This window comes from Pseudonocardia sp. GCM10023141 (assembly GCF_042653605.1).
Genome location: NZ_JBHSIR010000055.1, coordinates 24,119 through 45,809, shown reverse-complemented (window position 1 = coordinate 45,809; position 21,691 = coordinate 24,119). Strand labels below are relative to the sequence as shown.

14 protein-coding genes and 1 pseudogene are annotated in these 21,691 nt (G+C 71.3%); 9 read left to right on the top strand and 6 right to left on the bottom strand.

Going from position 1 to position 21,691, the window contains the following annotated elements; genetic code table 11:
* Positions 1-27: 27 nt before the first annotated feature.
* The 6 genes from ACFPFQ_RS29275 to ACFPFQ_RS29250 all read left to right on the top strand — a co-directional run bounded on the left by ACFPFQ_RS29275 (position 28) and on the right by ACFPFQ_RS29250 (position 8,610).
* Positions 28-1,860, top strand: coding sequence for a hypothetical protein (locus tag ACFPFQ_RS29275; protein ID WP_379624534.1), 1,833 nt, complete (start codon positions 28-30; stop codon positions 1,858-1,860).
* Positions 1,861-2,380: 520 nt separating this feature from the next.
* Positions 2,381-3,376, top strand: a complete 996-nt coding sequence (locus ACFPFQ_RS29270) for an ABC transporter permease (protein ID WP_379624532.1) — start codon at positions 2,381-2,383, stop codon at positions 3,374-3,376.
* Between the two features lie 58 nt (positions 3,377-3,434).
* Positions 3,435-5,201 (top strand): ABC transporter substrate-binding protein, encoded by a 1,767-nt coding sequence (locus tag ACFPFQ_RS29265; RefSeq protein ID WP_379624531.1) that lies wholly within the window; start codon positions 3,435-3,437, stop codon positions 5,199-5,201.
* Between the two features lie 86 nt (positions 5,202-5,287).
* The gene (locus ACFPFQ_RS29260; protein ID WP_379624529.1) at positions 5,288-6,313 is read left to right on the top strand and encodes an ABC transporter permease; all 1,026 of its coding nucleotides are present in this window, start codon (positions 5,288-5,290) and stop codon (positions 6,311-6,313) included.
* 3 nt (positions 6,314-6,316) lie between these two features.
* Entirely contained in the window at positions 6,317-7,444 is a 1,128-nt protein-coding gene (locus ACFPFQ_RS29255) for an ABC transporter ATP-binding protein (protein ID WP_379624527.1), read from the top strand.
* Between the two features lie 71 nt (positions 7,445-7,515).
* Positions 7,516-8,610, top strand: coding sequence for an ABC transporter ATP-binding protein (locus ACFPFQ_RS29250; RefSeq protein WP_379624525.1), 1,095 nt, complete (start codon positions 7,516-7,518; stop codon positions 8,608-8,610).
* Positions 8,611-8,692: 82 nt separating this feature from the next.
* Here the strand turns inward: ACFPFQ_RS29250 and ACFPFQ_RS29245 are convergent, their stop codons facing one another.
* On the bottom strand, positions 8,693-9,613 hold the full coding sequence (locus ACFPFQ_RS29245; RefSeq protein WP_379624523.1) for a LysR family transcriptional regulator: 921 nt from the start codon (positions 9,611-9,613) through the stop codon (positions 8,693-8,695).
* Between the two features lie 71 nt (positions 9,614-9,684).
* Between ACFPFQ_RS29245 and ACFPFQ_RS29240 the strand changes: the two are divergent.
* Positions 9,685-10,497 (top strand): annotated as a pseudogene (locus tag ACFPFQ_RS29240) (DMT family transporter); the annotation flags it as partial.
* Between the two features lie 77 nt (positions 10,498-10,574).
* Here the strand turns inward: ACFPFQ_RS29240 and ACFPFQ_RS29235 are convergent.
* The 3 genes from ACFPFQ_RS29235 to ACFPFQ_RS29225 all read right to left on the bottom strand — a co-directional run bounded on the left by ACFPFQ_RS29235 (position 10,575) and on the right by ACFPFQ_RS29225 (position 13,161).
* The gene (locus ACFPFQ_RS29235; protein WP_379624521.1) at positions 10,575-11,690 is read right to left on the bottom strand and encodes an NAD(P)/FAD-dependent oxidoreductase; all 1,116 of its coding nucleotides are present in this window, start codon (positions 11,688-11,690) and stop codon (positions 10,575-10,577) included.
* 230 nt (positions 11,691-11,920) lie between these two features.
* Entirely contained in the window at positions 11,921-12,283 is a 363-nt protein-coding gene (locus tag ACFPFQ_RS29230; protein WP_379624519.1) for a VOC family protein, read from the bottom strand.
* Between the two features lie 47 nt (positions 12,284-12,330).
* Positions 12,331-13,161 (bottom strand): class II aldolase/adducin family protein, encoded by an 831-nt coding sequence (locus tag ACFPFQ_RS29225; protein WP_379624517.1) that lies wholly within the window; start codon positions 13,159-13,161, stop codon positions 12,331-12,333.
* A gap of 346 nt (positions 13,162-13,507) precedes the next feature.
* Between ACFPFQ_RS29225 and ACFPFQ_RS29220 the strand changes: the two genes are divergently transcribed.
* Positions 13,508-14,293 carry a class I SAM-dependent methyltransferase gene (locus ACFPFQ_RS29220; protein WP_379624515.1) on the top strand — a complete coding sequence of 262 codons (786 nt, stop codon included), beginning with the start codon at positions 13,508-13,510 and terminating at the stop codon, positions 14,291-14,293.
* A 76-nt stretch (positions 14,294-14,369) separates the two neighbouring features.
* Here ACFPFQ_RS29220 and ACFPFQ_RS29215 read toward each other — a convergent pair whose 3' ends face one another.
* Together ACFPFQ_RS29215 and ACFPFQ_RS29210 are read right to left on the bottom strand one after the other, a co-directional pair.
* Positions 14,370-14,909, bottom strand: a complete 540-nt coding sequence (locus ACFPFQ_RS29215) for a response regulator (protein WP_379624513.1) — start codon at positions 14,907-14,909, stop codon at positions 14,370-14,372.
* Positions 14,906-19,414: a HAMP domain-containing protein gene (locus ACFPFQ_RS29210; RefSeq protein WP_379624511.1), complete on the bottom strand. Its 4,509-nt coding sequence runs from the start codon at positions 19,412-19,414 to the stop codon at positions 14,906-14,908. The genes ACFPFQ_RS29215 and ACFPFQ_RS29210 overlap by 4 nt, the downstream gene beginning before the upstream one ends.
* A 159-nt stretch (positions 19,415-19,573) precedes the next feature.
* Between ACFPFQ_RS29210 and ACFPFQ_RS29205 the strand changes: the two genes are divergently transcribed.
* Positions 19,574-21,682, top strand: a complete 2,109-nt coding sequence (locus ACFPFQ_RS29205) for a SpoIIE family protein phosphatase (protein WP_379624509.1) — start codon at positions 19,574-19,576, stop codon at positions 21,680-21,682.
* Positions 21,683-21,691 lie beyond the last annotated feature (9 nt).

Sequence of the window (21,691 nt, the reverse complement as noted above, 5' to 3'; positions counted from 1 at the left end):
GCTTCGCCATCCTGGAGGACGTTCCCCGTGTCGTGGCTCTACGGCCAGACCTGGCTCTGGTACCTGATCGCGTTCGTCGTCGGCGTGCTGCTCGCGTGGCTGCTGTTCGTGCTGCCGCAGCAGCGCAGGCTCCGGGCGCTGCAAGCGCGGACCGCGGCCCCGGCCGGCACCGGCACCGGCACAACAACGGCGGCGGCCCCCGCGGTCGCTGCGGCGGCCGGGCTCGGGGGTGCTGCCGTGGCAACAGCGGTCGCGGCCGGTGGCCACGACCACGCCGACGACGCCACCGTCACCCTGTCGAAGGCCGACCTGGGTGCGGTGGAGCCGGAGAACGCCTCCGAGGTCACCACGGCGATGGCGCTTCCGGTCGACGAGGCACGGACCGAGCAGTTCCCGGCCGTCGACTCCGCGCTGTCCACACTCGACGCCCGGGGGGCGGCTGGTGCGCAGGTCACCGGCGGCCCCGTCGGATCCGGGTTGCTCGATGCGGGTGAGCCCACCACCGAGATCCCGATGATCACCCCCGCCACCACTGCCGTGGATGCCGGCGCGTCCGACACCGATGCAGCCGACGCGCCGGTCGAGGCCGGCACCGCTGCCGGTGCGGGCCTCGTCGGCGCCGGAGCCCTCGGACTCGCAGCCGTCGCAGGCGGTCGCCACAGCCTCGACGCCGACGAGAGCAGTGCCGACGAGAGCAGTGCAGACGAGAGCAGCGCAGACGAGAGCAGCGCAGACGAGGCCGGCGACACACCGGACACCACCGCAGCGACGGGCACCGATGCCGCCGAGGCGGCCGCCTCGACCACCGGCACCGGAGTCCTCGGCACGTCCGCGCTGGCCGCAACCACGCCGGCCACGGGTGCCGCCGCCACCGACAGCGCCGATATCGCCACACCGGCGACCGACACTGCCGGCGAGCACAGCACGGACACGGCAGCAGGTCCTGCCGGCACCGACGCAGCAGGCCCGCCCGACCCAGCCGGCAGGCCCGACCCAGCCGGCACCCCCGACACCGCGGCGGTCCCCGCCGCCGGTGCCGCAGCACTCGGCCTCGCCGGGCTCGCGGCTGTCGGAGGGAACGGCTCCACCGACCGCTCCACCGACGGCCCAGAGGACGCCACCGCGGCCACCGACGGACCGTACGGACCCGGGTCGGCGCTCCCGCTCGCCGACGGGTCGGCTCCTGGTGCCGAGTACACGGTGAAGGGCAACGCCGGCTCCATGCTGTTCCACACGACGGAGTCGCCCTACTACGTCCGGACCCGCGCAGAGGCCTGGTTCCGCACCGCGGCCGACGCCGAGACCGCCGGCTTCACCGCCTGGAACAAGCGCCGCACCGCCCCAGCACAAGGCACCGCTGCAGAGGGAATCGCTGCCGCACCGGCGTTCACGCCCGGCCCGCATCCGGGGTCGGCCCTGCCGGCGGCCGACGGCTCGGCCCCGACGGCCGAGTTCACGGTGAAGGGCAACGCCGACTCGATGCTGTTCCACTCCACCGAGTCGCCGTACTACGTGCGCACCAAGGCCGAGGCCTGGTTCCGCACCGCCGCCGACGCCGAGGCGGCCGGGTTCACCGCCTGGAACAAGCGGGCGAAGGCAGCGGGCGAGACCTCCGCGCTCGCGGTAGCGAGCGCCTCCGCCGCGGCACCGGCGTTCGAGGCGGGACCCTATCCGCTCTCGGCCAGGCCGGGTGCGGACGGCACCGCGCCCACCGCGGACTTCACGATCAAGGGCAATGCGGGCTCGATGCTCTACCACGGCCCCACGTCGCCGTACTACGCCCGCACCAAGGCGGAGGCCTGGTTCCGCACCGGTGCCGACGCGGAGGCCGCCGGGTTCACGGCCTGGCGGCGCAAGTGATCCTCGGCGGTTAGTCGCCATGCGAGGAGGCCGGCACACCCCACGGGTGGGCCGGCCTCTTTGCTTTCCGGTAATCGCCCGAATCGGGCGGCCGGTAATAGGGCGTGCACACAATGCGGATTTCTGTCGACCGTTCCGGACACGCGAGGTGGTGTCGGTGCAGCGGGACGCCGGCACCCCGCGCCCGCCAGGACACAAGATTCATCCGAAAAACCACCCACCTGGAGCTTGCTCTACCGCGATCCATACGCTCTGTCGACAAGTGGTGACACGGTGTCAGTGTCGAATCGGTACAGAGACCGGATCGTTACGGCTCTCAGCTTTACGAATCGCACCTTCACAACGTTAGTGTCCAGCCTCACGCGGCGGGACCCGAAGACCCGGCGACTCCACCGCACATCACCTGGAGAGAACCAATGCCCTACCCGCGGTCGGATCGATCCCGACGGCCCGTCGTCCCGCTCTCGACGCCACTTCGACAGGTGCCGAGCGCGTCGACGGCCGGGCAGCTGATCGCAGCATGACCGCACCCCCACAGGTCCCCGGCGGCATCGACGCGCAGCCCGAAGCGATCGTCGCGGGCATCGAGGCCAAGGCCATCCAGGGGCGCTCGCTGCGCCAGATCGCCTGGATCCGGCTCAAGCGCGACAAGGTCGCGCTCGCCGGTGGTGCGATCATCGTGCTGCTCATCCTCATCGCCATCAGCGCTCTGCTGCTCGACCGCGTGTTCGGGGTGCTCAACCCCAACGCGTTCCACCAGGAGCTGATCGACACCGAGACGCTGGCCCCGAAGGGCTTCTTCGGCGGTATGAGCGGCGAGCACCCGCTCGGCGTCGAGCCGGTCAACGGCCGCGACCTGCTGGTCCGGGTCTACGCGGGCTCGTGGATCTCACTGCTCGTCGCCTCCGGGGCCACGCTGCTGTCGGTGCTCATCGGCACCACGCTGGGCATCATCGCCGGCTACTTCGGCGGTTGGATCGACGCCCTCATCGCCCGGCTGATGGACATCTTCCTGGCGTTCCCGCTGCTGGTCTTCGCGATCGCGCTGGCCGGCGTCATCCCCGACACCGCCTTCGGGCTGTCGGGCGACACGCTGCGCATCGCGCTGCTGATCTTCATCATCGGGTTCTTCAACTGGCCCTACATCGGCCGGATCGTGCGCGGCCAGACGATCTCGCTGCGCGAGCGCGAGTTCGTCGACGCCGCACGCAGCCTCGGTGCCCGCAGCTCCTGGGTCCTCATGCGGGAGCTGCTGCCCAACCTGGCCGCGCCGATCCTGGTCTACGCCACGCTGCTGATCCCCACCAACATCCTGTTCGAGGCGGCGCTGTCGTTCCTCGGAGTGGGAATTCGGCCGCCCACCGCAACCTGGGGCGGAATGCTCGCCGATGCGGTGAAGTTCTACACGCTTCCCCATTTCATGCTGTGGCCCGGGCTGGCGATCTTCATCACGGTGCTCGCCTTCAATCTGTTCGGTGACGGCCTGCGGGACGCCCTGGATCCCCGCGGTCGCTGATATTCGCGTCCGTCTGTTATTTCAGCCGGCAGTACACAAGAAGAGGTGAATCAGCCACATGAACAAACGCGCGATGCTGGCGACCGCCGTAGGTGCGGTCGTCGCGTTGGGCCTCGCCGGCTGTGGCGGGGCCAGCTCCACCGGCACCACCGGTGGTGGGAGCGGCGGCAGTGCTGCGACGCCGACCTTCAACGCCGCGAGCGGGAAGGTCTACAACCCGTCGGACAAGAAGGGCGGCACCCTCAAGCTCGCCAACAAGGGCGACTGGGACTCCCTGGACCCCGCCGACACGTACTACGGCTACAGCTGGGACTTCATCCGCACCTACACCCGCGCGCTCACGATGTTCAAGAGCGAGCCGGGTGCCGCCAGCAACGAGGTCGTCGGTGACCTCGCCACCGGCAAGGGCGTGTCCAGCGACGGCGGCAAGACCTGGACCTACACCCTGAAGAAGGGCCTCAAGTACGAGGACGGCACCGAGATCAAGGCCGCCGACGTCAAGTACGGCGTGATGCGGTCGATCGACAAGGAGACGTTCCCGAACGGCCCCGAGTACTTCAGCCAGCTGCTGAACTGGCCGGCGGACTACAAGGGCCCGTACAAGTCCAAGGGCGTCAACGTCGACTCGGCCATCACCACGCCGGACGACTACACCGTCGTGTTCCACCTGAAGGGCCCGGTCGGCGACTTCGACTCGTTCGCGCAGCTGCCGAACACGGTTCCGGTGCCCGAGGCCAAGGACACGGGCGCCAAGTACAAGGACCACGTCATCTCCTCGGGTCCGTACATGTTCGACACCAACGACGCCGGCAAGCAGTTCACGCTCAAGCGCAACCCGAACTGGGACCCGGCCACCGACCCCAACCGCAAGGCGCTGCCCGACACCATCCAGGTGTCGCTCAACGTCAACGCCGATGACATCGACAACCGGATCCTCTCCGGTGACCTCGACGCCGACGTGGTCGGCACGGGTGTCCAGTCGGCCGCGCTGGGCCGCGTCCTGTCCGACCCGGCGCTGAAGGCCAGCTCCGACAACCCCGCCACCCCGCGCCTCTGGTACACCTCGATCAACCCGCAGATCGCGCCGCTGGACAACCTCGACTGCCGCAAGGCAGTCGAGTACGCCACCGACAAGGTCGCGTACCAGACCGCGATGGGTGGCGAGCTCGCCGGTGGTTCCATCGCCACCACGCTGCTGCCGCCGCTGGTGCCCGGTTACCAGAAGTTCGACGACTACCCCGCCGGTGCCGACAACCACGGTGACGTCGCGAAGGCCAAGGAAGCGCTCACGGCCTGTGGCAAGCCCGACGGCTTCGAGACCGGCATCGCCTACCGGCAGGAACGTGGCAGCGAGAAGGCCGTGGCCGAGGCGCTGCAGCAGTCGCTGGCCCGCGTCGGCATCAAGCTGACCATCAAGCCGTACGCGCAGAAGGACTACTTCTCCCAGTTCGTCGGTCGCCCGGCGTTCAACAAGCAGGAGAACCTGGGTCTGGCCGTCAACGGCTGGCAGGCCGACTGGAACGACTCGTTCGCGTTCCTGTCGCAGATCACCGACAGCCGGGTCATCAAGGAGACCGGCGGCTCGTCCAACGTCAGTGTGCGCATGCCCAACGTCGACGCACTGCTCGACCAGATGCTGCCCGCCGACAAGGCCACCAAGGACAAGATCGCCGGCCAGATCGACAAGACGATCATGGACAACGCGGTGATCCTGCCCGGCACCTACGCGCGAGCCGTGTTCGCCCGTGGCAAGAGGCTGACGAACGTCTTCATCAACGAGCAGTTCGGGATGTACGACTACACGGCGCTGGGCGTCACGCAGTAACCGTCGTCGTCCGTTCCATCCCAGTGTGAGGTAGGTGAAGGCCGCAGCCGGCCGGCCGGGGGCCACAAGCCCCCGGCCGGTCGTCCGTGCCGGTTAACGTGGTCACATATTTCATCAGGCGCCTCTTCGCGGCAGCGGTGCTGCTGCTGATCGTCAGCGCCATCACGTTCGCGATCTTCTTCGTCGTGCCGCAGATCGTGGCAGGCGGCAACCCGGACACGCTCGCGTCCCGCTACGTCGGGCGCGCGGCCACCCCCGAGACCGTGCACGCCATCGCGGTGAAGCTCGGTTTCCTCGACCCGATCTACGTGCAGTACTGGAACTGGCTCAAGGGTGTCTTCGTCGGTTCCACCTACGACATCGGCACCGGCATCGAGCAGTGCCCGGCACCGTGCCTGGGCTACTCGTTCATCACCGGCCAGCCGGTGTGGCCCGACCTGCTCGACCGCGCGCCCGTCACGATGTCGCTGGCGGCCGGGGCGGCCATCATCTGGCTGCTGTTCGGTGTGGCCACCGGCGTGCTCTCGGCGCTGCGCAAGGGCACCGTGTTCGACCGCGCCGCGATGAGCGTCGCGCTCGCCGGTGTCTCGCTCCCGATCTTCTTCACCGGCATCGTGTCGCTCACGATCTTCAGCTACGCGCTGGGCTGGACGGCCCCCGGCGGCGCCTACACGCCGATCCAGGACAACCCGTTCCGATGGGCCTACTCGCTGCTGCTGCCGTGGATCACCCTCGCGTTCCTGTTCTCCGCCCAGTACGCCCGGCTCACCCGGGCCGGCATGCTCGAGACGATGAACGAGGACTACATCCGCACGGCGCGCGCGAAGGGACTGCCCGAGCGCACGGTGGTCATCAAGCACGGCCTGCGCGGCGCGCTCACGCCGATCGTCACGATCTTCGGGCTCGACGTCGGACTGCTGCTCGGCGGCGCGGTGCTCACCGAGAGCACGTTCTCCCTCAACGGGCTGGGCAAGTACGCCATCGACGGCATCAACAACCAGGACCTGCCCAAGGTGCTCGGCGTGACCCTGATCGCGGCCTTCTTCATCGTGATCGCCAACCTGGTCGTCGACCTGCTCTACGCGGTCGTCGACCCGAGAGTGCGGACCTGAGCCATGGCAGAGTCAACCAGCCGGGCGACCACGGGCCAGGCGACGAACGGTGACGACATCTTCACCGCTCCGGCCGACCTCGAGAACCCGGAACGCATCCCGGACCCCGCACCGGGCGATCCGCCGTTGCTGCAGGTCAAGGATCTGCGGGTGCAGTTCGGCACCGACGACGGTGTGGTCAAGTCCGTCGACGGGCTCACGTTCTCCCTCGAGCGCGGCAAGCGCCTGGGCATCGTCGGCGAGTCCGGCTCCGGCAAGAGCGTCACGAGCCTCGCGATCATGGGGCTGCACCGCCACGCCACGATCACCGGCTCGGTGAAGCTCAACGGCGAGGAGCTCATCGGCGCCGACCCGGAGCGCGTCCGCAAGCTCCGCGGCAAGGACATGGCGATGATCTTCCAGGATCCGCTGTCGGCGCTGCACCCGTACTACACCGTGGGCGCGCAGATCGTGGAGGCCTACCGGCTGCACCACGACGTCACCAAGAAGGCGGCCCGGCAGCGGGCGATCGACCTGCTCGACCGCGTGGGCATCCCCCAGCCCGACCGGCGCGTGGACGACTACCCGCACCAGTTCTCCGGCGGCATGCGCCAGCGCGCGATGATCGCGATGTCGCTCTCGTGCAACCCGGAACTGCTCATCGCCGACGAGCCGACCACGGCGCTCGACGTCACGGTGCAGGCCCAGATCCTGGACCTCATCCGCGACCTGCAGGCCGAGTTCAACTCCGCGGTCATCATCATCACCCACGACCTGGGTGTGGTGGCCGAGCTCGCCGACGACATCATGGTGATGTACGCGGGCCGCGCCGCCGAGTACGGGCCGACCCGCGACATCTTCTACACGCCGCAGCACCCCTACACGTGGGGCCTGCTCGGCTCGCTGCCCCGTTGGGACCGCGACCGCACCGACCGGCTGCTGCCGATCAAGGGCAACCCGCCGAGCCTGATCAACGTGCCGTCGGGCTGCGCGTTCAACCCGCGGTGCAACTACGCGGGCCGCAACGGCGATCTCAGCACCACCGTGCGCCCGGACTTCCAGCCGGTCGGCGCCGGGCACTTCGTCGCCTGCCACCTGCCTGCGGAGGACCGCGCGCAGATCTGGGAGACCGACATCAAACCGAAGCTCTGAGCGAAGCTTGCGATGCGAACAGACAACTCTGAGCGAAGCTTGCGAAGCGAACAGACAACTCTGAGGCGACGATGACCGACGAAACCACCACCACAGCCGTCAGCACGGTCAAGCCCTCCACCGCAGCCCGCCCCTCCACCGCGAACCGTGAGGTGCTGCTCTCGGCCACCGGCCTGCAGAAGCACTTCCCGATCCGGGCCGGGCTGCTGCGCCGCCAGGTCGCGGCCGTCCAGGCCGTGGACGGGCTCGACTTCGAGGTGTTCCGCGGCGAGACGCTGTCACTGGTGGGCGAGTCCGGCTGCGGCAAGACCACCACGGGGCGGCTGCTCACGCGGCTGCTCGACCCGACAGCCGGCAAGATCGTGTTGGACGGGCGCGACATCACGAACCTGAGCGCCGGGCAGATGCGGCCGCTGCGCCGCGACATCCAGATGGTCTTCCAGGACCCGTTCGCCTCGCTCAACCCGCGCCACACGGTCGGCACGATCATCGGCGCGCCTTACCGCATCCAGGGCGTGCAGCCGCCCGGAGGCATCAAGAAGGCCGTGCAGGACACCCTGTCGCTGGTCGGGCTCAACCCGGAGCACTACAACCGGTACCCGCACGAGTTCTCCGGCGGCCAGCGCCAGCGCATCGGGATCGCCCGCACCCTGGTGCTGCGACCCAAGCTGATCGTGGCCGACGAGCCGGTGTCCGCGCTCGACGTGTCGATCCAGGCGCAGGTGGTGAACCTGCTGGAGGACCTGCAGGAGGAGCTCAACCTCACCTACGTCATGATCGCCCACGACCTGTCGGTGGTGCGCCACGTCTCCGACCGGGTCGCGGTGATGTACCTGGGCAAGATCGTGGAGATCGGGGAGCGTGCCGACGTCTACGACCGGCCCATGCACCCCTACACGGTGGCGCTGATGTCGGCGGTGCCCGTGGCCGACCCGGAACGGCGCAACAAGCGCGACCGCATCCTGCTCACCGGCGACGTGCCCAGCCCGATCAACCCGCCGTCGGGCTGCCGCTTCCACACGCGCTGCTGGAAGGCGCAGGAGAAGTGCAAGACCGTGGAGCCGCCCACCGAGGAGCTCGCACCCGGCCACAAGGTGGCCTGCCACTTCCCGGAGAACGAGCCCAACGGGGATCGACCCAGCGGGGATCGACCCAGCGCCGGTTGATCCGATACCCCCGACCGGAGCGGGCCCGGTGCGCAACGGCGCGCCCGGGTCCGCTTCACCGGGTGCCCGCGTCTCGCCGGGATCAGGCCGGGATCAGGCCGGGGGTCGTGAGGGTGGCGACCGTCGCGCGCAGCAGGTCCAGCAGTTCGGTGGCCAGCGGTGGGCGCCACCGGTCGCGGCGGTGCACCGCCCCGACGTAGCGCCGGGGTGCGTCGCGGATCCGGAGCCGGGCGGTGCCGTCGAGGTGGGGTGCGTAGGCCACCGACGGCACCATGGTGACGCCCACACCCGCCGCGACGAGCGTCTGCGAGAAGGTGGTGTCGGTGCTGCGACAGCCCACGCGCGGCCGGAACCCGGCGGCCGCGAAGAACAGGTCCAGCGCTGCCGCGCACTCGCCGCGACCGTGGATCCACAGCTCGTCCGCGAGCTCGCCGAGGTCGATCGTGCCCCGCTCGGCGAGCGGGTGCCGCGCCGGGACGACCACGATCATCTCCTCGTGCAGCAGCGGCGTGTAGTGCAGGTCCGGTGCCCATTCCCGCGGGGGTGCGGCCGTGTGGAAGTGGTAGACGAGCGCGAGGTCGACCTCCCCCGCCCGCACCTGCGGCACGGCGAACTCCGTCTCGGCGTCGCTCACCGTGAGCTCGACGTCGGGCCGCCCGGTCAGCGGGGCCAGCGCGGCGGGCAGCAGGGCCTGGCCCGCCGTGGGGAACGTGGCGACGGCGAGGCGGCCGGTCTGCCCGTCGTGGTAGCCGAGCAGGTGCCGCTCCACGTGCGACAGGTCGCCCGTCAGGTTGTCGACGACCTGCGAGAGCAGCCGCCCGGGGTCGGTGAGCGTCACCCCGCGGGCACCCCGTTCCACGACGGGCACCCCGACCGACCGTTCCAGCGCCGCCATCTGCTGGGACACGGCCGACGGGGTGATGTGCAGGCTGCGGGCCGCGGCCGAGAAGCTGCCCCGGAGGGCGACCTCCTGCAGGACGCGCAGCCGGTTGAGGTCGAGCATGAAGGTGAGCTTAAGGCACTGTCCCAGACTGGTAGCTGGCCTAACGCCAAAACGGGGGTCACAGTGCAGGTATGTCCCTGCGTGCCTCCCTCTGGCTCCTGCTGCTGTCCGCCATCTGGGGGTCGTCGTACCTGTTCATCAGCCTCGCCCTCGACTCGGTGGGGCCGGCGTTCGTCGCCTTCGCCCGCACGGGAGGCGCCGCGCTGCTGCTCGCCCCGCTGCTGTGGCGACGCCGCGCCGCGCTCGCCGGCCGCTGGCACCTCGTGCCGGTGGTGGCCGCGTTCCAGATGGCACTGCCGCTGCTGCTGATCAGCATCGGCGAGCAGACCGTCGACTCCGGGTTGGCCGGCATCCTCATCGCGACCCAGCCGATGTGGCTGGTGCTCCTGATCGCCGGCACCCGTGCGGGGCGGCCACGGCTGCTCTCGGTGGTGGGCATCGCCGTCGGGCTGGGCGGCGTCGCGGTACTGCTGGGCGCGCCCGGTGCGACGCCCCAGCTCGGCGGCGTCGCGCTCGTCGTCGGCGCGGCCGTCAGCTACGCGCTCGGTGTGGTCGTGGTGCGCAGGCTGATGCCGGGCGTCGACGCCATCGCGCTCACCGCGGCCAACGTGGCCGCGGCCGCGCTCGAGCTCGCACCCTTCGCACTCGCCGACCTGCCGGCGGCCGCACCCACCGCCGAGGCGCTCGGCACGCTCGTGGTGCTCGCCGTGGTCTGCACCGCGGCCGGGTTCGTGATCTACAACAAGCTGATCGTGACGGTCGGTGGCCAGTTCGCCAGCCTCGTCGCGTTCCTGTCCCCGCCGTTCGCGGTGGGATACGGCGCACTCGTGCTGGGCGAGCCGGTCGGGATCAGCTCGGTGGTCGGGCTGGTGCTGGTGCTCGTGGGCTCCTGGGTCTGCGCACGCTGGTCGGCCCGGCCGGCAGCCACCGGTCCGGAAGGCACAGGTCAGGAAGCCACCGGTCAGGAAGCTGCTGCGGTGGTGGCGACGCCCACGGCGCGGTCGGCCAGCGCCCGGCCCAGCGCAGGCACGAAGGTGAACGCGGAGGGCCCGAATCCGGCACCGACGACGACCGGGCCGGCGCTCTCCAGCACGAACGACGAATCCGGTGCGCAGGTGTCGACCCTCGTCACGGCCTCGGGCCGATCGGCGTCGGCGCCGGGGAACCAGGTCCTGACGTGTGCCTGCAGCGCGTCGAGCGGCCCGTCGATCCCGGCGAGCAGCCCCTCCCCCGGGCTCGCGACGCCGTAGGCGGTGATCGGGTGGCCGTCCGCCCCGGTGCCGTGGTGCACGACCGAGGGCCACGGTGCCGGGCAGCCGCCACACGGCGGGGCGGCGCGCAGCGGGAACTGGGCGACCTGGCGGGTGGTCGCCCGCAGCGGCGGCAACGTGATCATTCCCTCTAGCAGGCCCGCTGTGGCCGTGCCCGCGACGATCACGACGCGCCGGGCACGCACGATGTCGCGACCGGTGACGACGTCGACCTGGGCGGGTCCGCGCAGCGCGATGCTGTCGATCCGGGTGTTGTGCTGCACCAGCGCGCCCTGCCCGACGGCGGCCGCCGTGAGCGCGGCCACGGCCTGGTCGGCGTGCAGCCGACCGGAGCGGTCGGGCTGGTGCAGCACCCGGCCGGCGAACGCCGTGCCCGGCCAGCGCGCGGCCGCGGCGGTGGCATCGAGCCATTCGTGGGCGACACCGTGACGGGTGAGGGCGGCTGCCAGCGCGGCGAGCCGCTCCGGGTCACCGTGGTCGACGGAACCGGTGATGTCGAGCAGGTCGGCACCGGTCTCGGCCTCGACCTCGCGCCACAGCCCGAAGGACTCCTCGGCGAGCGCGACATCGGCGGGGTCGAGGTGAGCGGCGCGGTGCAGCCGGGCGCCACCTCGGCCGGCGCCGGACGCTGGCGCGGTGCCGGGATCGATGAACACGACCTCGGCGCCGCGCGAGGCCAGCTGCCAGGCAGCGGCGGCACCGACAGCACCGCCGACGGCGCCGCCGCCGATGACGACCACATCGGCCATCCACACGGGACGGCCCTTCACGGGAAGGGGAAGCGGAGCGGGCTTGGTGCGGGCCATGACGGATCCTCCGGCGCAGTTCCACTGGTCACCACCGGCGGTCTGCCGGGTGGGGCGAGGACTGGCGTCAGCGATCCAGTGCGGCGCTGGTGCGGCAGAAATCGATGTGCCTACGCTTCGTGCTCAGCACGGTGCCTCCATCGCCCGGTCGCTCCGGTTCCACTGAACGTACGCGGCGATCACCACGCACTGTCAAGAGTCGCGGGGCCCGGCGGGGTGTGATCCTGCCGTCACCCGGCGGCGGACACCGGCCCCACCAGGCAGACGACGTGGCCGTCGGGGTCGGCGAGCACCGACTGCCGCTCCCCCCACGGCTGGTCGCCGGGCTCGTCGAGCACGGTGCAGCCGGCGGTGAGCGCCGCCGCGGTGGTGGCGTCGACGTCGGGAACGGCGAAGCTGGGCGCCACCCCCGCCGGGCCCGGCGTCGAGGGCCGCTCGTGCAGCATCAGCTCCACGCCGCCGGGAATCGGCATGCGCGCGAAGCCCGGCACGCCAGTGCCGGGGACCAGGCCCAGCACGTCGCGGTAGAACGCCAGCGCACGCTCCAGATCCGACACGGAGATGATCACCCGTTGCAGGGCCGTTGCCGTCATGGCCCGAGTCTGCAACATCGCCGGGAACCGCTGGAACCGAGTTTCCGTCAGTCGAACAGCTCCGGCTCGGCCGCGCTGATCCGCTCCCAGATCGGCTGGAACTGGAACCAGCCCGCGAACTCGTAGCCCACCTGGCTGCGGGTCAGCTCGGCCTCCTCGTGGGAGATGCGCCGCGGCGGCTTCCCGATGCCCGCGGCCGCGGCGTAGGCGGTGAGCTGGCACTGCGCGGTGCGTTCCAGCGTGAGGAACCACCAGGCGGCACTGTCGACGGTCGTACCGACCGTCAGCATGCCGTGGTTGCGCAGGATCACGGCCTTGTGCGAACCCAGCGCCACGCCGATGCGCCGGCCCTCCTCGCGGTCGAGCACGACGCCGGTGAAGGTGTCGTGGAGGCCGACGTCCTCGTAGAAGGCGCACGAGTCCTGCGTCAGTGGCTCGATCCCGACCTCGAGCGACGACAGCGTCTTGCCGGCCGGGCCGTGCGCGTGGGCCGCGGCCAGCACGTCGGGGCGGGCAGCGTGCACGGCGCAGTGGATCGCGACGGCGGCCCCGTTGACGGCGCGGTCACCCTCGACGACCTGGCCGTCCTCGTTCACCCGCACGAGGTCGCTGCTCTTGATCATCGAGAAGTGCATGCCGAACGGGTTGACCCAGAACGTGTCGGGAGCCGCCGGGTCGCGCACCGTGATGTGGCCGGCCACGCCCTCGTCGAGGCCGGCCTTGCTGAACATCCGGAACGCCGCCGCGAGCTTCGCCTTGCGGTGCGCGCGCTCCTCGGCCGGTGAGTCGAACGTGGGCGGGGTGGCCATGTACAGCTGCTGGCCGGTGCTGCCCTCGGTGGCCGCACCCGCGGGGGCCGGGGTATGGGTTGCTGTCACCCGCCCAGTGTGCACTCCGCGAACCCGGCGACCGAGCACTCAGGTCGATAACGGACGCGCAACAACCCTTCCGCTCAACGGAAGGGCTGCTGACAGGTCGCCGAACGCGTCGGCACGCTCCGGTTTCCGCTCGAACGGGCGGTGCGCCACCGGGAGGGGTCTCACGTGGCACGGATCTGGGTGGGAACGGGTGGCACCCGAACCGGTGCCGCCGTGGTGGCCGACCGGCCGGCACCGGAGACGGTGCCGGCCCGCGTCGGTCCGTGGACACGGATCGCGCGGTGGCTGCGCGGCAGGCGCCGGAAAGCGCGTGCCGCGGCGGCGGTCTCACTGCGATCCTGCCCCGATGCCCCATTCACCAGCGGAACTGTCACCAGCGGAACTGTCACCGGCGGAGACGTTCTGGCTCGCCCATGAGGGCCTGCCCCGCCAGGCCCCGGGCTCACCGGAGACCACCCGGCAGTTGATCACCCTCGCCGGTGGGCTGCCGGCCGCAGCGCGAGCGGTGGACGTCGGGTGCGGCACCGGACCTGCTGCCCTGCAGCTCGCCGTGGAGTTCGGCGCGCGGGTGGCGGCCGTCGACATCCACCTCCCGTTCCTCGAGCGGTTGCGCGACGCTGCCGCCGCGGCGGGGCTCGCGGATCGGGTCACGCCGCTGGTGGCCCGCATGGAGTCGCTGCCGCTGCCCGACGGCACCGCCGACGTGGTGTGGGCCGATGGCTCGGCCTACCTGATGGGGTTCGACGCGGCGCTGGCGAGCTGGCGGCGACTGCTCGCGCCGGGCGGGGTCCTGATCCTCACCGAGGCCGAGTGGACCACCCGCACCCCCGCCGCCCCCGCCCGCGCCTTCTGGGACGCCGGGTACCCGCGGATGCGTGCCACCGACGGCAACACCCGAGCCGCGCTCGACGCCGGCTGGACGGTCGTCGCGTCCTACCTGTTGCCGGACGCGGACTGGTCGGCCTACTACGACCCGTTCGCCGCGCGCCTCGCGGAGCTGGCCGGGCGTCCGGGGCTGGACGCCGCGGCGCTGGGCGAGATGGAGCGCGAGATCGCCGTCCGGCGTGAGCACGGCGGCGACTACGGCTACCGAGGGTACGTGCTGCGCCCGGGCCGCCACGCCGAACGCTGACGCACACCACGAGGGGCCCACGCACACCGTTGACGGTGTGCGTGAACCCCTGACGGTGTGCGCGAACCGGGCCGGTTCAGGTGCGGGAGTCGTGCACCTTCGACAGCCGGGCCCGGACCTGCGCGATCAGGTCGTCGTCGGCGGCGACGGCGCCGTCGAGCAGGTCCAGCGCATCGTCGACGGCGACGCGCAGCGCCTCGGTCTCGGCGGCCCGGTCGGCGAGCTGCGTGTGCATCGTCCACAGATCGACGAAGACGGCCACCTTCGACCGCAGCACCCACGGGTCGAACGGCTTGGTGATGTAGTCGACGGCACCGGCCTGGTAGCCGCGGAAGGCCAGGTGCGGGTCGTAGTCGACGGCCGTGAGGAACAGGATCGGGATGTGGCGGGTGCGTTCCCGCTGCTTGACGTGCCCGGCGGTCTCGAAGCCGTCCATGCCGGGCATGTGGGCGTCGAGCAGGATCACCGCGTAGTCCTCGACGAGCAGCCGCTTCAGCGCGTCCTCGCCGCTGGTGACCGACACCATCTCGATCGGGAGACCCTCCAGGATCGCCTGCAGCGCGAGCAGGTTCTCCTTGCGGTCGTCGACCGCCAGTACCCGGGCCGTGCGCCTCATGCGCGGGCCCGCACGCCGCCGCGCCCAGACCGGGACGACGGGCGGCCCGACCCGCTGCGCCTCGGCGCCACCCTGGCCGCCATGATGGCCAGCAGCTGGTCGAGATCGACGGGCTTGGTGACGTACTCCGTGGCGCCCGCTGCGAGGCTGGACTCGCGATCGCCCGGCATCGCCTTCGCCGTGAGGAACACGACCGGCAGGTCGGCCCCGCCCGGCAGCTGCCGGATGCGACGGGTCGTCTCGTTGCCGTCGAGGTCGGGCATCATCGCGTCCATCAGGACCACGTCCACCTCGCTGTGCTGGGTGAGCAGGCGGATCCCGTCGGCCCCGTTGTCGGCGTAGAGCACGGTGAGCCCGTGCAGCTCGAGCGCGCTGGTCAGGGCGAACACGTTGCGGACGTCGTCGTCGACGATGAGCACCGTGGCACCGTCGAGCTCAGGCGCCGACCGGGCGGATGCCGCACCGCCGGGTGCCGACCGCAGGATCGGGCTGCCGCGCGGCTCCACCAGCTCGGGCTCCGGGGGCCGGCGTGGCATCACCCTGGCCGCCGCGGCGGTGACGGGTGAGAGCTCGTCGGGCAGCAGCAGCGTGAAGATCGAACCGGCTCCGAGCTCGGACGACACCTCGATCTTGCCGCCGAGCATGCGTGCGAGCTCTTTGGAGATGTTGAGCCCGAGGCCGGTGCCGCCGTACTTGCGGCTGGTGGTGCCGTCGGCCTGCTGGAACGCCTCGAAGATCATCTCCAGCTTGCCTGCCGGGATGCCGATCCCGGAGTCGCTCACCGCGAAGGAGATGACCGACCGGGCCGCGTCCAGCGCCGGCACGCCGTGGACCGTGCCCGGTCCGATCCGCTGGATGCTGAGCGTGACGTGGCCGGCATGGGTGAACTTGACGGCGTTGGCGAGCAGGTTGCGCAGGATCTGCTGCAGGCGCTGCCCGTCGGTGGTGATCATCGACGGCAGGTCGGACGCGGCCTCGACCCGCAGCTCCAGTCCCTTGTCCTCGGCCTGCGGCCCGAACGCCTGCTCGATGTCGCTGCACACCTGGGCCAGATCGACCGGTTCGGCGTCGACGTCGACGCGCCCGGCCTCGATCTTCGTGAGGTCGAGGATGTCGTCGATGAGCCGCAGCAGGTCCGAACCGGCCCCGTGGATGGTGCTGGCGAACTCGATCTGCTTGGGGGTGAGGTTCTCGTCGGGGTTGTCGGCGAGCAGGCGCGACAGCAGCAGCAGCGAGTTGAGCGGGGTGCGCAGCTCGTGGCTCATGTTGGCCAGGAACTCCGACTTGTACTGGCTCGCGATCGCCAGCTGCTGCGCCTTCTCCTCCACGCCGCGCCGGGCCGCGTCGATCTCCATGTTCTTGATCTCGACGTTGCGGTTCTGCTCGGAGAGCTGCTCGGCCTTGTCCTCCAGCTCGGCGTTGGCGCGCTGCAGCTCGGCCGACTGGTCCTGCAGCTCGGTGGCCAGCCCCTGGGACTGCGCGAGCAGCTCCTCGGTGCGGCGGTTGGCCTGGATCGTGATGATCGCGACGCCGATCGTGACGACGAGGCGTTCGAGGAAGGTCAGGTGCAGCGCGGAGAACGGTGACACCGAGCCCAGCTCGATCACGCCGAGGCTCTCGCCCTCGAACTGCACGGGCAGCACGACCACCGCCCGCGGGGACGTGGCGCCCACCCCGGACCGGATCGGCAGGTACCCGGCCGGCACGTCGTTGACCAGCACCACCTGGCGGCTCGCCGCGGCCTGCCCGACCAGCCCCTCCCCCGACCCGAAGGACAGCGGACGGTCACCGACGCTCGTGGCGTAGCCGCCGATCAGTACCCAGCGCGGCGGGGCGAACGCGTCGGCACCGTTGAGGAAGAACGCCCCCACCTGGGCGTTCACCAGCGGTGCGACCTCGTTCATGATCATGCGACAGACCTCGGCGAGATCGCGCTGCCCCTGCAGCAGCCCGCCGATGCGGGCGAGGTTGGAGTCGAGCCAGCCCTGCTCCGCATTCTCCCGGGTGGTCTCCCGCAGGTTCGCGATCATCTGGTTGATCGTGTCCTTGAGGTCGGCGACCTCGCCGCTGGCCGCCACGGAGATCTGCTGGGTGAGGTCACCGCTCGCGACGGCCGTGGAGACCGCCGAGATGGCACGCAGCTGCGTGGTGAGCGTGGACGCGAGCTGGTTGACGCTCTCGGTGAGGTCGCGCCAGGTACCGGATACGCCGCGGACCTGCGCCAGCACGCCGAGTGTGCCCTCCGTGCCGACCTCGCGCGCCACCCGCGTGACCTCGGCCGCGAACGACGAGAGCTGATCCACCATCGTGTTGACCGTGGACTTGAGCTCCAGGATCTCCCCACGCGCGTCGACCGTGATCTTCTGGCTCAGATCGCCCTTCGCCACCGCCGTGGTGACCTGTGCGATGTTGCGCACCTGACCCGTCAGGTTGCCGGCGAGCTCGTTGACGTTCTCCGTGAGGTCGCGCCACGTGCCGGCCACGCCCTGCACCTGCGCCTGCCCACCCAGCTTGCCCTCGATGCCCACCTCGCGCGCGACCCGCGTGACCTCGGCCGCGAACGACGAGAGCTGATCCACCATCGTGTTGACCGTGGACTTGAGCTCCAGGATCTCCCCACGCGCGTCCACCGTGATCTTCTGGCTCAGATCGCCCTTCGCCACCGCCGTGGTGACCTGCGCGATGTTGCGCACCTGACCCGTCAGGTTCGACGCGAGCTCGTTGACGTTCTCCGTGAGGTCGCGCCACGTGCCCGCGACGCCCTTCACCTCGGCCTGGCCGCCGAGCTTGCCCTCGATGCCCACCTCGCGCGCGACCCGCGTGACCTCGTCGGCGAAGCTCGAGAGCTGATCCACCATGGTGTTGACCGTGGACTTGAGCTCCAGGATCTCCCCACGCGCGTCCACCGTGATCTTCTGCGAGAGATCACCGCGGGCCACCGCCGTGGTGACCTGCGCGATGTTGCGCACCTGACCCGTCAGGTTGGACGCCATGTAGTTGACGTTGTCGGTGAGGTCGCGCCACGTACCGGCCACGCCCTCGACCTCGGCCTGCCCGCCGAGCTTGCCCTCGGTGCCCACCTCACGCGCCACGCGCGTGACCTCGTCGGCGAAGCTCGACAGCTGATCCACCATCGTGTTGACCGTGGACTTGAGCTCCAGGATCTCCCCGCTCGCGTCCACCGTGATCTTCTGCGAGAGATCACCGCGGGCCACCGCCGTGGTGACCTGCGCGATGTTGCGCACCTGACCCGTCAGGTTGGACGCGAGCTGGTTGACGTTCTCGGTGAGGTCGCGCCACGTACCCGAGACGTTGGGGACGGCCGCCTGCCCGCCCAGCTTGCCCTCGATGCCCACCTCACGCGCCACCCGGGTGACCTCGTCGGCGAAGCTCGACAGCTGATCCACCATCGTGTTGACCGTGGACTTCAGCTCCAGGATCTCGCCACGCGCATCCACCGTGATCTTCTGCGAGAGATCACCCGTGGCGACGGCGGTGGCCACCTGCGCGATGCCCCGCACCTGGTCGGTGAGGTTGGCCGCCATCAGGTTCACCGCGTCGGTGAGGTCCTTCCACGTGCCGGCGACGTTGGGCACCGCGGCCTGCCCACCGAGATCGCCATCGGTGCCGACCTCGCGCGCCACGCGCGTCACCTCGTCGGCGAACAGCCGCAGCGTGGAGGTCAGCGCGTTGATCGTGTCGGCGAGCTCGGCCACCTCGCCCCGCGCGTTGACCGTGATCGTGCGGGACAGGTCGCCCTGCGCGATGGCGGTGGCCGCCGTCGAGATCGAGCGCACCTGGTTGGTGAGGTTGCTCGCCATGAGGTTCACCGAGTCGGTGAGCGCCCGCCAGGTACCGGCCACCCCGCGCACGTCGGCCTGGCCACCGAGGCGTCCGTCGGTGCCGACCTCGCGGGCGACGCGGGTGACCTCCACCGCGAACGACGAGAGCTGGTCGACCATCGTGTTGACCGTGCGACCGATCCGCCGGAAGTCACCGCGGAGCGGATGGCCCTCCACCTCCAGCGCCATGTGCTGGGACAGGTCGCCCTCGGCCACGGCCTCGATCACGCGCGCGATCTCCGCGGTGGGCGCCGCGAGGTCGTCGATCAGGGCGTTGACGGCGTGGACCCCGACCGCCCACTCACCGTCGTAGGACTCCTCGTCGAGACGGTCGGACGTGCGGCCCTCCCGGCCGACGACGCGGCTGATGCGCTTCAGGTCGCGGTTGCGGCGCTCCGCCACCGAGACGACCCCGTTGAACTGGTCGGCCACCTCGCCCGCGGCGCCGTCGCGGCGGGGCAGCCGCACATCGAAGCGGCCCTGCCGCACCTGGCGCAGCGCATCGGCCAGCTCGTGCAGCAGCAGCTCGTGCGTGGCAGCGTCGGACCCCGACCCCGACCCCGACCCCGACCCCGACCCCGACGCCGGCTCCGGTGCCGCTCCCCGCACCGGCTCCTCCGGATCAGCCGCGGCCGCCGAGCGGGCACGCCGTGTCGTGGTCATGAACGCGTCCTTCCGTGCCGTTCGGACCGAAGGAACCCTAGTCGATCCAGTGCGGTCGGGCGGCCCGACGGGGGTTGCTGCACACAGCGAAGGGAACACGGGAGGGGTTGGATGGCCTCTGTGCGAGCACCAACCGGACCGACAGGGCACACTGCACCCGTGCCCGTTCAGCTCGAGCGGCGGATCCGGTTGCCGCCCGACGCCCGGTCCGCGCGCAGCGCCCGCCGGATGGTGCAGGACGCGCTGGCCGACCTCGGGCCCGACGCCGGGCCGGCCGCGGTCGATCCCGATGTCGCCGACACCGCCGTCCTGCTGGCCAGCGAGCTCGCCGAGAACGCGGTGCTGCACGCCGGCACCGAGTTCGAGGTGGAGCTGACGGTCGACACCGAAGGCCTCACGATCGCCGTCACCGACCACGGGTCGGGACCGCTCGAGATGCACCTGGCCCAGCCCAGGCGCCGGTACGGCCGCGCCGCCACCCATGGTCGCGGCCTGGAGCTGATGCAGCGCCTCGCCACCCGGTGGGGCACCCGGCACGAGTCCGACGGGCGCCACGTCACCTGGTTCACGCTGTCACGAGCCGATGCGGAGGCAGCGCCTGTTCCCGCGCCGCAGCCCGACCCCGAACGCATCTGGACCGACGCCGAACAGGCCCGCTGGCTGCTGCACATACCCCAGGCGCTTGCCAACCAGCTGCACCCGACGGAGCTGGTGGCCGAGCTGGTGCGCAGGCTCCGCGAGCTGCTGGACGCCACGACGATCGTCGTCGAGGTCGACGACGGTGACGGGGCAGGCGTGCGCGAGGTGGTGCGCGACGGCGCCACCGACCCCACCCCCGCCACCGCCTCCGTCGTCGAGGTGCCGCTGCCGCTCACCCCGCCCCTGCGGGGCTGCCTGCGGGTGGTGCACGACGGCCCCGGGAGCACCGGCCGGGAGCCCGCCGCCGACCGCACCCGCGACCTGACCGAGCTCATCGCCCACCGCGTCGCGATGGCCGTCGAGTCCGAGTGGCTGCGCGAGGTCGACCAGCGCCGCCGGGCCTGGATGACCTACCTCGCCGAGACCAGCGAGCTGCTGGGCCAGTCCCTCGACGTCGACCTCACCGTGGCCGTCGTCCCGCAGGTCGTCGTGCCGCGCCTGGGCCGCTGGTGCGCGGTGCACCTGCTCGACGCCGCGGGCGGGCTGTACCTGGCGGCCTTCACCCACGCCGACGAGAACGAGCTGACCGAGCTGCGCGCCGTACTGGACCCGGACGCGAAGCCGGGCCTGCCGGCGCAGCTGCGGGCCGACCTCACGTCCGTCATGCGCGACGGTGCGTCGGCCGTGCGGTTCGCCGCGCCTGCCGACGGGCTGGCGGTGGCGCTGCGCGCCCGCGGCCGGGCGCTGGGCACCCTCACCATCGGACGTCCCGACGGGCGGCCCCACACCCCCGAGGACGTGGTGCTGGCAGGCGACATCGCCCGCCGGGCAGCGCTCGCGATCCACAACGCGCAGAGCACCGCCGCCCACGTCGGGGTGTCGCAGGCGCTGCAGCAGGCGCTGCTGCCCCGGGCGCTGCCCGCCGCGGCGGGCCTCGACTTCGCGTCGGCCTACCTGCCCGCGAGCTACGGCAGCGACGTCGGCGGCGACTTCTACGACGTGCTCACGATCGACCCCGACCAGTGGCTGGTCTCGATCGGCGACGTCTGCGGCAAGGGTGCCGCCGCGGCGGCACGGACCGGGCTCGTCCGCGACGTGCTGCGGGTGCTCGTGCGCGACGGCAGGCCGCTGACCACGGCCGTCGAGATGCTCAACGAGGTGATGATGGAGGCGGCCGACCCGCAGCAGTTCTGCACCCTCGCCGGCGCGCTCCTGCGGCGCAGCGTCCCCGACGCCGGGTCCGGCGGTGCCCCCGACGCCGGCGCCGGCCTCGACGTGGAGCTCGTGCTCGCCGGGCACCTGCAACCGGTGGTGGTGCGCGCCGGGGGGAAGGCCGAGCTGATCGGCGCGTTCGGCACCGCGGTCGGGCTCGTCCCGAGCGTCGTGCTGCAGCGCACCCACCACCACCTCGACCCCGGCGACACGCTGCTCGTGTACACCGACGGGGTCACCGAGCGCCGCCGCGGACGCGGCCAGTTCGGCGCCGACCGGTTGCTCGCCGCCGCGGCCGCGGCCGCGGGCGGCACCGCCGCGCAGGTGGTCGGGGCGGTCCGGGAGGCCGTCGAGCAGTTCTCGGCCGAGCCGATGGGCGACGACATCGCCCTGCTCGCGGTGCGGGCCACGCGCTGATCCGGGCCC

What these genes read in the sequence shown, in the direction of transcription:
- ACFPFQ_RS29245 (WP_379624523.1), bottom strand. Translation starts at nt 9,613, where the DNA reads ATGCTCGACCTCAACCGGCTGCGCGTCCTGCAGGAGGTCGCCCTCCGG.
- ACFPFQ_RS29265 (WP_379624531.1), top strand. Translation starts at nt 3,435, where the DNA reads ATGAACAAACGCGCGATGCTGGCGACCGCCGTAGGTGCGGTCGTCGCG.
- ACFPFQ_RS29220 (WP_379624515.1), top strand. Translation starts at nt 13,508, where the DNA reads ATGCCCCATTCACCAGCGGAACTGTCACCAGCGGAACTGTCACCGGCG.
- ACFPFQ_RS29230 (WP_379624519.1), bottom strand. Translation starts at nt 12,283, where the DNA reads ATGACGGCAACGGCCCTGCAACGGGTGATCATCTCCGTGTCGGATCTG.
- ACFPFQ_RS29250 (WP_379624525.1), top strand. Translation starts at nt 7,516, where the DNA reads ATGACCGACGAAACCACCACCACAGCCGTCAGCACGGTCAAGCCCTCC.
- ACFPFQ_RS29270 (WP_379624532.1), top strand. Translation starts at nt 2,381, where the DNA reads ATGACCGCACCCCCACAGGTCCCCGGCGGCATCGACGCGCAGCCCGAA.
- ACFPFQ_RS29210 (WP_379624511.1), bottom strand. Translation starts at nt 19,414, where the DNA reads ATGACCACGACACGGCGTGCCCGCTCGGCGGCCGCGGCTGATCCGGAG.
- ACFPFQ_RS29235 (WP_379624521.1), bottom strand. Translation starts at nt 11,690, where the DNA reads ATGGCCCGCACCAAGCCCGCTCCGCTTCCCCTTCCCGTGAAGGGCCGT.
- ACFPFQ_RS29255 (WP_379624527.1), top strand. Translation starts at nt 6,317, where the DNA reads ATGGCAGAGTCAACCAGCCGGGCGACCACGGGCCAGGCGACGAACGGT.
- ACFPFQ_RS29215 (WP_379624513.1), bottom strand. Translation starts at nt 14,909, where the DNA reads ATGAGGCGCACGGCCCGGGTACTGGCGGTCGACGACCGCAAGGAGAAC.